General features: G+C 66.6%; 5 protein-coding genes and 2 pseudogenes. All 7 read right to left on the bottom strand.

Annotation, left to right across the window (positions count from 1 at the left end; translation table 11 throughout):
- Positions 1-166 (bottom strand): annotated as a pseudogene (locus tag AC3ET3_RS35305) (IS5/IS1182 family transposase); the annotation flags it as partial.
- Positions 161-1,274: pseudogene (locus tag AC3ET3_RS35310) on the bottom strand (IS1634 family transposase); the annotation flags it as partial. The pseudogenes AC3ET3_RS35310 and AC3ET3_RS35305, both read right to left, overlap by 6 nt.
- Positions 1,275-1,427: 153 nt before the next feature.
- Positions 1,428-3,320 (bottom strand): DrmB family protein, encoded by a 1,893-nt coding sequence (drmB, locus tag AC3ET3_RS35315; RefSeq protein ID WP_435613659.1) that lies wholly within the window; start codon positions 3,318-3,320, stop codon positions 1,428-1,430.
- On the bottom strand, positions 3,317-6,784 hold the full coding sequence (locus tag AC3ET3_RS35320) for a helicase-related protein (protein ID WP_435613660.1): 3,468 nt from the start codon (positions 6,782-6,784) through the stop codon (positions 3,317-3,319). Before AC3ET3_RS35320 ends, drmB begins: the two co-directional genes overlap by 4 nt.
- The gene (locus tag AC3ET3_RS35325) at positions 6,781-8,517 is read right to left on the bottom strand and encodes a nuclease-related domain-containing DEAD/DEAH box helicase (RefSeq protein WP_435613661.1); all 1,737 of its coding nucleotides are present in this window, start codon (positions 8,515-8,517) and stop codon (positions 6,781-6,783) included. Before AC3ET3_RS35325 ends, AC3ET3_RS35320 begins: the two co-directional genes overlap by 4 nt.
- Complete coding sequence (locus AC3ET3_RS35330) at positions 8,517-10,106, bottom strand: DISARM anti-phage system protein DrmE domain-containing protein (protein ID WP_435613662.1); 1,590 nt, start codon at positions 10,104-10,106, stop codon at positions 8,517-8,519. The genes AC3ET3_RS35325 and AC3ET3_RS35330 overlap by 1 nt, the downstream gene beginning before the upstream one ends.
- Positions 10,079-11,110 carry a hypothetical protein gene (locus AC3ET3_RS35335; protein ID WP_435613663.1) on the bottom strand — a complete coding sequence of 344 codons (1,032 nt, stop codon included), beginning with the start codon at positions 11,108-11,110 and terminating at the stop codon, positions 10,079-10,081. Before AC3ET3_RS35335 ends, AC3ET3_RS35330 begins: the two co-directional genes overlap by 28 nt.
- Positions 11,111-11,277 lie beyond the last annotated feature (167 nt).

Genomic DNA, 11,277 nt, shown 5'->3' on the forward strand with positions numbered 1-11,277 from the left:
CGACCGCCTGCTGGCCTGCGGAGAGGGTGTCCCATCGTCGTCCCCAGCACGGGGTGCGGACGGTGCCGCCGGCGCCTCGGTATCCCTTGTCGGCCCAGCACGGGATGTCTGCCTCGGCGAGGGCGTCGACGATGCCGTGTTCGCGAGCCGCGCGGATGTCGATCACGAACCGTTCAGTGTCGGAGATCCGCACCTCCTTGACCCGCATGTTCTGGGCGATCTCGCCGTAGCGGCCCTGGCGGGACAGGGCGGCCTTCACCTCCGGGCTGCCTGAGCGGAGTTTCTCGCCGACGATGTAGGCGTTCTCGCCCTGGCGGAGGTAGCGGCGGTTGCGTTCGCTGGAGAATCCCCGGTCGGTGACCCGCACGATCTTGCTCAGGGTCCAGTCCCGTATGTCGTCCTTGACCTGCCGGATCAGCTTCTGGTCACCGGTGTTGCCGGGCCAGGACCAGACGCGGACCGGGATCCCGTCCCGGGTGACGGCCATGCCGATCACGATCTGCGGCAGGTCGTCGCGGGAGTCCTTCGACTTCCCGAAGGTTCTGAATCCGGCCTGGTCAGGGGCGTCGCCGCTGCCGTCCGGGGCGGTGGGGCATCGTCGGCGGCGGTCAGTAGGCGGCCCTTGTCGTCGCGGGCGGCCGGCTCGTCAGGCTCCTCCAGTTCGAAGTAGGCGCGGTGGTGTCGAAGAACAGCAGGTCGACCTCGAGGTTGAGAAGGTTCGCGACCTCGTCGAACACCCGTTTCTCCAGGTCGTCCTGGACTTCGTGGAGCCAGTCCATCGCCCGGTAGCAGGCGTCGTCGTCGGTGGCCGGCAGGCCGTCGACATGCACGTCGTGCGTGACCCAGTCCGCGGCGGCCAGCTTCGACGACGGGGCCAGGGCCCGGTTCGCGACCATGGAGAACAGCACCCGCTCGGTCACCGACACGTCCCGGCGTCGGCCCCGTTTGGGCTGCCCGACCTGCCCGACGATCCTGTCGATCCTCAGCCGCCGCCAGAGATGATCGAGGACGTAGGTGCCGCCGAACGGGACCGACGAGACGAACTCCAAGTCACCCGCCGCGGTCGACGCCAGTGCCTCGCCCGGTTCCAGCAGCCGCGATAGAGACGCGACCAGGCGCTTCACCGCGTCCCGGTCGAGGTCGTCCTCACGGCCGAACGTGAACAGGACCCTCGGGACCGCCCGGCCCTTCACCGGATCCCACTCGTTGTGGGCCAGGTGCAGGTACCGGACCGTGCCGGACTTGTTCTCCCGCTTCGCCGTCTTCACATACACGACTCCAGAACCTACGGAGCAACTCCAGGTCAGCGCAGGTGAATCCGCAGAATCGCGTCTCTAGGCGATCCCGGCCGCGTGACCAGCCTCCAGCCCACTGACCTGGAGGTGGTGTGCGTGAGCGGGATGCTCGCGCACACCATCGACCTGCTCTCAGTTCCTAGCGAAGAATCCGAGCTCGCTCTTCCCGAGCCCACCGACCACCAAGGCACGGTCAAGGAAGCGATTGTACTCCTCGCACGCCGTCTCAGGAAGCAGCGCGCAGCCGTGACAGGCGGCAAGGTTGCAGGACCCGGGACCTTGGCCCTTGCTCTCGATGCACACCGGGTCCGAGGAGCACCACGCAGCGTGAGCCAGGGCGTTCTCCAGCACTCCCTCCAGTCGGCCGGGCTCGCCCATTCGAACCAGGCCGCCCAAGGTGCCCTCGGAGTCCCCGGCGGCGGTGTAGATGAGTATGCCGGCCATGCCGTCCGGGCCGGGGCTCACGTAGAGGCGCTCCCTGAGTGAGGCCGAGCTGTAGCCGCACTCGTAGGTGAGCTCGTTGATGAGCAGGTGCGCCAGTGTGTGCAGGAGGATGAAGCGCGGCGACAACTCTCGCTTGGTCAGGCCGCGCTGTTCGGCTAGGTCCGAGAAGCGTTGTGTGAGTAGTTCAGCCTGCGCCAGAACTCCCCGACGCTCCTCCCACGCGCCCAGAGACGCCGTGTCGAGTTCCAGGTATATGCCCTCGCCGCTGACAGCGTATGCGGGAAGCCAGTTGCCACCCGGGCGGGCAGGTGTGCGGCGCAGCAGTGCCTTGCGGGACGCGTCATCATAAGGGGACTCCGCGAAAACGCGGTTGAAACCCCATAGCACCCGAGTCTCGCGGAGCTTTTCTACAAGCCTCACGCGGGCGAAGGCGGAGGCAATGCTGGGCGCGTACTGTCCGCGGGGCTCGCGTACAACCAGTTCCTCAGACTCGATCGCACCGCGCAGCGTCTGGTACTCGGTGGCGCGGAATGGAGCTGGGTCCTGCGCGGAGCCGGGCTCCTCTGTCTCTGAGGCTCCGGATTCGGACCGTTGCAGCACGGCCAGTGCGCGGGCGATCTCCTCGTCGCTGAAGTCGTCGAGGAGGAAGGCGTTCCCCTGGGCCGCTTTCCGGAGCATGTGGGCAGGCAAAGCCTCTCCCTTGTCAAGGAAGACTGCTGCCCTCTGCCGGGCCTGTACGATCGCCCCGTCCTGGAGGACAGCGAGCACCTTTGGATCGGCGGTCGACGCGGCCATCTCTGGCACGAATATGGAACTCTTCAGGAGCGAGTAGTAGACGTTCGCGGCGCCGCGCAGGCTGCCGCGGAGAGGACTCCCGCACGGCTCCCCTTCGCGGTCGATCCCTAGCCAGGGCGCCCCGCCGCGGCACAGGTACGCTGGCCCGCCCGGCTCGAGCTCTTCCGAGAGGAACGTGGAAGGGCCGCTCTCGGCACTACTCCTTGTTGATGTGATGCCTTCCAGGCTGCGGGTCGCGTTGCAGGAACAGGACACCCGTTGGGAGGCCAGAGTGCCGCCGCCGGAGGACCGCAGTGAGAGGCTGTGCCCCCGGCAGGAGGGCGTCGCTGACTTATGCGTCCATTCGAACCAGGGGAAGTCCTGGAGGTGCCCTCGCTCACAGATTGCGACGAAGGGCACTTGGGCAAAGAAGGGATTGCGGCCGGAGGACTCATGCTCCTTGCAGGCCGGGCGGTTCTCCTGGTGGAGCCGGTCCTTGGCCAGCTTGCGGCAGCGCGGGCAGAAGCCCCAGGTGGGGAATCGGAGGACCGGGACGGTAAGACCGGTGTTGACCCCATCCTCCGAACGGGTGCGGTAGTCCGGAGGAGAGTAGAGCGCGTCGATACCGAGATGCTGTTCCAGGCGCCACTCGTGGATACGGAACTCTTCCTGGTTGCGGTCGTCTCCACGCGGAAACCAGTGGTCGAGGCCTGCCGTGATGACTGACGTCCCGTCGGACAGCACGTGCATGGCCCCGGGGCCAAACGGGGCGACCATCTGGGAGCGCCGGACCTTGCCGCGGATCATGACTGTCCTTCCTGGATCGCGTACTCCGAGGTGACTTCGATCTGGCACTCGGCGTCGACGCCGCGCATGGAGGAGGGGATCGCCCAGGTCATACTCTGGGCCTGCTCGTCCGCGTACTGGCCAAGGGGGCGCAGGAGCTGGTCGCTGCTGACCATGGGCCCGAAGTCGCCCCAGTGCCCGGGCTGCCACGCCTCCCACTCCTTGCGCATCCTGTCCAGGATGTCGGCTGTGCGGTCGGCTTCTTCGGAGTCGCAGAAGTCGACCCGGTCGAGGAGAAGCTTTCTGGCAGCTTCCCAGCCCTCGGCGGGGAACGGCTGAGGCTCAAGCGCCTCCGGTCCGGTCTGCCGGATGTAGGCAACCGCGACTGCGCGCAGGGCCCGGTCCAGGGCGGGCGGGGCGAACGGGGTGGAGCTGGTCGGTTCGACCTGCGCGTACAGGCGTTCGTGGTAGCTGCGGAAGCGCTCGAAGTGGCTGCGGTCTCGGGGTTTACCGGCCCCGTACAGGGTGACGACCAGTCCGGGAATGCGTCGTCCTACGCGACCGGTGACCTGGATGTACTGAGAGGTGCTCTTGGGCTGGCCGACAACGGCCATGAGTGAGAGACGGGGGATGTCGATGCCGACCTCAATCAGGCTGGAGGCCAGGCAGGCGTCTACGGCCCGCTGTTCGTCCGTGAGCTGCCGCTCGAGCTTCTGGATGGCTTCGGGGATCTGGTCCTGCCGGAGGCGGCTGGTCATCTCCTCGACCCAGTTGAGGTAGCGCATCCCGGTGCGGTCCGTCTCTGAGCGGTTGTTGATGGTCCTCAGGTAGTCGGGGATGTCGGACTGCATGAGCGACAGCGAGTTACCGAGCTCACGGAGGCTGTTGAAGAAGGCGAGCAGCGTCCACCAGGGATCGCGGAGGCCTTCGGGAAGGTCCTTGGCGGCCTGGAGCAGGGCGGCGAACGTGCGGACTTGTGTGGTCTGCATGGAGCCGAGGGCAGGAGCGTGCACGCCGATGTAGCGCCGCCCCGGCTTGAGTGTGCCGGTCTCCGGATCCCGGTCGTAGACGGCGAAGAAGGAGTCGGAGGCGTCGATGCCGTGCGGCGGGAAAAGGTGTACCTGATCACGGCCGTAAAGGGCCTTGACCTGCTCCTCGTGCCGCCGGATCGTCGCGGTGGAGGCGACGATCTTGGGGAGAATGCGCGTGCCGTCTCGCCGGTCGGTGCACAGTTCTTCGATGACGCCCTCGTAGAGGCCCGTGAGGGAGCCGAGCGGGCCGGCGATGAGGTGCAGCTCGTCCTGGATGATCAGGGAGGGGGGCGAGTAGGCCCGGGAGCCGTCCGAGCCGAGGCCGTCGGCTCCGAAGCCGAACAAGGCCCGTGCTTTGGGCCGCCAGGCAACAAGGGCGAACTTGTCCACCGTTCCGATCACGAGTGTCGGCCGGTGCTCGTAGAGGTCATCGTCAACCACGTAGACGGGCAGTGGCGAATCTTCCGTGGAGAAGCGGCACTCATTGTCCGGGCAGATGAAGCGCACGGTTCCGCGGTACTCCGTGTACCCGGCTACGGGTGTACGGGCCGCTGCTCCGGTGCGCCGACCGGTCCTACGGCGGCGCTGCGCGGGCGCGGTGTCTTCCTCCTGGCTGGGGACGGGGCCCATCTGAGCTGAGCACCAGGGACAGCGCAGCAGCAGGAACGGGTTCTCCTGCTCTCCGCGGTGGAGCCTGCCAAGTGCTGATTTCGCATCCGCGCGTCGGTTGGGAGTGGTCTCGCCACCCACCCAGATCCCGATCGAGAAGGGGACCGTTCCGAGGTCTGGCGTGTCTGCGCGCAGCTCCTCAAGCGCGCAGACGAGAGCGGCGGCGCGCAGGAATTGCTGAGCGGTCAGCAGACGCAGCGTATAGCGCATGAGGACGGTGACACTCGTGTCACTGGGATTGCGCAGACGACGGAGCAGCATCGTGAAGGCAGACAGTCCGAGGTAGGCCTCAGTCTTGCCACCGCCGGTGGGGAAGTAGATGAGGTCAACAACCTCACGGTCGCCATGGAGGGGATCGGCACTTGAGGGGACGGCGGCCAGGAGGAACGCGATCTGGAAGGCACGCCAGTTCCCCTTGCCCTTGCGGCGGGCCTCGTTCTCATCCGGCTGGAGCCCCTCCACCTGGAACCGCCCGTCGACGGACTGCGTCGGACGCAGATCGGCCCCGGAGCGTAGCTGCTGGCGCAGCATGGCACGGTTTGCCATCCGGAAGGCACGGCCCAGGTCGCTCCGGGCGTCACGGACCAGTTCGAGCCCTTCTCGCATCCGGCCCAGAGCCTTGCGGCAGCCTTCTATGTGCTGCGCGGCGGTCGGCCGGAACCGCTCGTCGAGGCCGGCAGCCTTCTCTTCGAGTCCCTCAATCCACTCCGCGTACGCGCCGACAACCTGCTCCAGGCGCTCAGGACCGCCAGGGCTGTCCCCAGAGAGCTGCTCCATAGAGACAGTGAGCGGGCTGCCGTTCTGCCGGATGTCGGGGGTGATGCTGGGTGCCTCGTACCAAGGCAGAGGGTCGGCCTTGGCCCAGGCGGCCCGGCCCCCTGCGGGGTCGGCCCAGTCCGCAGCACAGCCATGCCCCACGGCAAAGGTCCGTGCTTCCCGGTAGAGCAGATTGAACGAGGCGTCGTCCGGGTGCCTCTCGGCTTCGGCAGCCTCCGGGTAGGGGGCGAGCCATCCGCCCTGCGGCTCGACGGTCATCTCGGCCTGGAACAGGCTCACAGCATCGAGTGGCTGGGTTCCGGGGACCGTCCGGTTGACGAGGGCGACTGTGATCAGCCTGCCGTCCTCGTGGCTGCGCACGTTGACGATCAGCTCCAGGTCCAGCCCGTCAATGCCGCGCGAGTCGTCCGCGTCCGGCTGCGGCTTCCGCAGGACGCGATTGGCCGTGGCGATCTCGTCCGCAGACAGCTTCCAGACCGCCGTAACGGGGCTGCGTACCCACCACCGCCGCGCTTCGCCCGCCACAAGCACGTTCTGGCGCCGGTAGCGGCCTCCTGTGAAGACGATGCGGAGAGCCGTACCGCTCCCGCCCGCCAGCATGAACGACAGGCCCATGGTGCTGGGACGTCGGTCGTTCGCGCCGGCGAGGTCGAAGTCGTCGTCCTCAGGCGGCGCGCCGACCGTGCGCTGCGCAGCTTCCTGCAGGCCCTCGAAGACTTTTCCGTCGAGCTCACCGTCCACGAGACCGGCGACGACCGTGCGATCCTCGTCCGCGGGCTGATCAGTGCCCTCGGCGGGGTACAGGACGCCGACGCCGTACCGCACCAGCGGGGCCCGGTCGAGGATCTCCTCTCCGGACCCGGGGTCCACCCATGGGCCGCGGGCTTCCTCCCAGTTGCCGAACTGTTCCCGGTCGAGGGACTTGCCGGCTGGCGCAGGGCCAAGTAGCTCGGCCCTCAGGGCGTCGATAACGTCCTCACGCGGACCGAGGTGGTCGCTGATGGTCATGCTGCCTTCTCCTTGAAGACCTGCTGGCGGAAGCCGGGGCGTGCGTTCTGGGACATCAGCACCGTGAGTTCGTCCCTGGCGCGGGAGGCGCCCACATAGAAGAGCGTCTGTTCACGCGCCGACCCGAAGGAGGCGATATCAGTGAGGATGACCGCTGGGGAATCCAGGCCCTTGAACGCGTGCACTGTCCCGTACCGCACCGCTCCCGGCCGCGGGGAGCCGAAGGGCACGAGCCGGTTCCGCCAACGGGGGTCCTGGCAGCTGCCGGCCGCGCTCTGGTCATTACGCAGCGGTGACAGGACGACGATGTCCTCGGGCCGGAACCCTTCGCGAGTGAGCTGGGTGAGCCTGTCCGCCAGTAGCCGCTGCTGTTCCTTACTGTCCGTCCACCACAGGTGCTCTGCGGTCCGGTCGTTGGAGGGCCGCAGCGTTCCGGCGTAGCCCGGGTCGAGGTCGGACGTCGCTTCCACGTAGAAGGTGATGTCGGGGACGCTCCTGCAGTTGTGACGCAGTATGAATACCGCTGGCTCGCCCGCTGTCCGCCCGTGGAGGGCTTCCATTCCTTCACCGCCGGAGTCATAAAGGGCCTGGCGCGTGAAGTCACCGAAGGCCAACCACTGACCGCTAGACAAACCTCCGCGCAAGGAGGAGTCGAGGACGTTGAGGTAGGACTCGCGCATCAGGTCCTGTGCCTCGTCGATGACCAGCACATCGAACGGCGGGCCGTCGCGCTCCAACAGGGCTTCCAGAGCGAGGTCGGGAAGCTCCTCGGTGAAGAACCCGTCGTCTCCGCTTGCCGCAGGGCGTGCAGCGGGAACCAGTCCCGCCATGTAGGAGTGCAGGTGAGCAGCCGTGATCCCCTCCACCCCGGCGGTCTCTTCTTTGAGCCAGCGGCCCAGCTGCCGGTTGAAACAGCACAGCAAGACCCTCAGACCACTTCCGGCGAACCGCCGCGCCGCTTCCACGGCAACGAAAGTCTTGCCTGTTCCTGCGGCGCCGCGGACCAGGCACCGCCGGTTGGCGGCGATCATGTCAAGCACCTCGTACTGCTGCTTCGTGAAGGTCTGGGTCTCCCGCTCCATCCGCTGCCGCCGCAGCTTGGGAGGTTCGGCAAACTCGAATGAGGGCCGCAGCGCCTCCAGGATCCGGTCGGTCTGGCCGGCGTCGGGAGCGGCGGATGCCGGGTTGAACCAGCCTGCTGTGGGAGTCGAGGCGAGGTGCGCGCGGTGGGCGTCCAGTCCCCCGATGATCAGAGCAGAAACGGGACGGCTGTGCAGGGCCACTGTGTCGATGGCCTGCCATGAGTGCCACTCCATGGGGCCTGACACCGCGAACCGGCTGTGTGTGAACAACACCGCGGAGGTCATCGGCACGGCTCCCAGCCCACCGCCGTGGCCTATGAGCTTTTCCTTGACCGCATGCATGGCCTCATCGGCCTGTTGGAATGGGCTCCTCAGGGTTGGTGGCTGTCTGCCCAGCCGCCACTCGCCACTCGGGAGGCGCCTGACCTGCAGATGGGCCTTCACCTCCAGGAGTAGGATTCCCTTCCCGGGCACGATAATGACGAAATCAGCCTCACCCTGGATCTGCCGCGGGTGGTTGGCGATCCCCAGCGAATGCAGCACCACCCAACCTTCCGTGCCAGGGTCATCGCGGAGCCGCTGGAATACCTCTTTCTCCCCGGGACTTGGGGTGACTTCCGGATCGAAGGCCGACGGAATCATGCGCGCCATCAGGACACCTCCGAAGTGCGGAGCCGACAGAGATAATGCGGGGGAACGCACAGCTGTCCGGGGAGAACGGCGTCGACCAGAGCCACCCGCGCGCCCGAGTCCGTATCGTCCAAGGGGATCTCGCACCAGCGGTCCACCCAGAGCCGCTGCCACAAATCCCCGGAGACAGCACGCTGCACAGCCTCGGCGTAACCCCGCCCGGCACTGCGGTGCGCATGGTCGATTCGGCCGAGGGCAGCCCAGACGTCCTGTGCCTCCCCCCGGCGGCCCAGGTAGGCCATGACAACAGCGAAGTCATCTCTACGCCGCGTTCTGATGCACCAAGAGCTCGTCCAGTAGTCCAGGTTGGTGGTCACCGCGCCGCGCGCCACCAAGTCCTTCGCAACACCCCGACGACCATCTGGGTGATGGGCAATACGATCGCACAGCTGCGTTTTCCACCCCTGTTGTAGCGCCCGCAGCATGGGTGCGTCGTCGCCCAAGACGACGTCGGCCCGCTCGATCAGGCTCTGATAGTAGGAGCTACCGCGAAGTACGACGTAGTCGCCGACCGAAATCGAGGCCCCGTCGACGGCCTCGACAGAGGGCTCATCATCGGGACCCGACTCAACCAACAGGATCTTGTGAACGCTGGATTCCACGGGCAGCAGGACATACGAGCCGTCGGCGAGCAGAGCCGCACGGGCCTCCACCCCCTCGTGACCGCCTGAAGTACCGTCCCGCAGAGCTTCAATGGGCAGTCCTGCGACAGCATCCTGCGCTAGGGAAGCGACATCGAGATCCGTCAGCAGGGACTCTGCCGTCTCAGGCGTCCTATCACCCGTGAGCTCGGACGGTGCTCCGACTGTCCTCGTGTCGCGGCGGCGTACGCGCGTTGGCATGGTGCCGCGCAGCACAGGTCCCTCGTCGAACAGCGGCTGTACGTCCAGCGGCTCACGGTAGAAGTCATAGTGGACCAGTCCAAGCCTCGCCGCCCGGGGAGCATTCAGCACACCCGGCGGAAGCCAGCCGACCGGTCCCACGACCGCGGCCGAGTCATACACCTCAGCCCCCAACAGGTCACTGACCAGGCCAATCTCCACTGGATAGTGGATCACGCCGAACGCGCGGACAACGGCGTCCTGGTAGAACCGGTTGGTCACCACTACAAGCGGCGTGCCCTTGCGGCCAGACGACAGGAACGCCATAACCCCGGCCATTAGGGGATTGGAGGAGTCCGCTCCCAGGCGAGTCAAGGCCTGCGCGACGGCAGACAGCTGGCGCACCAGGTCGGCATCCGCAGCCTGCCGCAGACGAGCGCTAATTCCCGCCAAACTGTGCGCCGTCTCCTGAAGCTTGAGCTGCAAGCTATTGAGGGGCACCGGCACGGTACCGAGGAGCCACCGGACCCGCCGGATCTCGACGCAAGCCTGCCTCCACAGGTCAGAGCTTTCCAACTCCCCTACTGCACGCAGAAACTGGGAAGCCACCCGCATGAACGAGTGCACTCCTGAGTGGTGTACAGGCTGCTCCTCGATAGCGCAGCCCGCATGCTGGTAGACCTTGTCTACCTCCCACAAACTCATCGTGCCGCCCCCCTGCTCTTCCATGCCAGCAGTTCAACTCCCGGAGGAATACGGCTGCCGAGGTCTCTGGGCACGTCGACGTCGGCCATGCTGCGCCATCGGTTTTCGTAGAGCCCGTCCGCAGCGGCCAGTGCTGACGGGCTGGTGCGCTCGACCACAGCCACCGTCACGCCCGCGAGGCCGGCTCCAAGCCACCGCCGAACCGTTGCCGCGCCATCGAGCACTGCCACAGCCGGCTGGCAGGATCGCACCGCATCGCGGTACTTATCCGGGTCACCCCGGCTCGACAGCACCACACTGCGATAGTGGGATCCAGGCGAGCGGACTGCGCGCAGACGCAGGAGCTCCTGCAGGGGCAATGCCGGTCCTCCGGCTGCCCCGATGACGAGCTGGGCCTCAGCCAGGACCGTGTTCCTTACCCCTACCACAACGCTGTGCAGCGAGCAGCGTCCGTAGAAGTCGGCCATCTGTCCGGCCAACAGCTTCTCCGCGCCGACGGGTATTGCAAGCTCTTCGCTGAAACGGTTGCTACCCCTGTAGTCCTCCGGCAGGTCTGGCCAGCGAAGCAGTTGGAGCCGGTAGTCGTCTGCCGGAAACCACGAAATCGGTCCAGGACGCCGACCAGGACTCTTGCTGCCTGCGAGTTCGTAGACCCGCCCATGATGGTTCTGAATCGCCCCGCCGAACACTCCCGTGTACACGCGCCGCCCCTGCCCGGGACCCTTGACCGGGATGACTCGAACGCAGTTGCCGACAGGCAGGCATTCGGCCTGCTCGAAGTTCTGCTCCGACTCCGCAGGGGCCACTTCCGCCTGGGACGCCCGGTTCACAACCCCATAGGTCAGCAGCACCGCGAGGTAGTCACGCGTCGGAACGGACAGCGCCACTATCGCGTTTGAGCTGTCCTTGTGCAGGCCTGCCGCCCAATACCCGACCTCCGAGAACCACGCCGCCCACTCAGGCAGCCTCTGCCATCTGTCGCCGACCAGTGTGGACGCGCCCCGGAGCGATGTCTTGCCTCTTGCCACTGCCAAGCCCCCACCAAGAGAACATCCCTCAGCACCGCCATCGAAGAGGTCCCCACCCCTGGCAGTGCGTGGATCCTACAACATCTTCACGATTTGACGACCCCTGCTTCACTCTTTGAGGTGACGGGTGACAGGGAGGGAACAGTCCCTGCAGACATGACTGGTAA

It is taken from the genome of Streptomyces sp. bgisy159 (genome assembly GCF_057707805.1).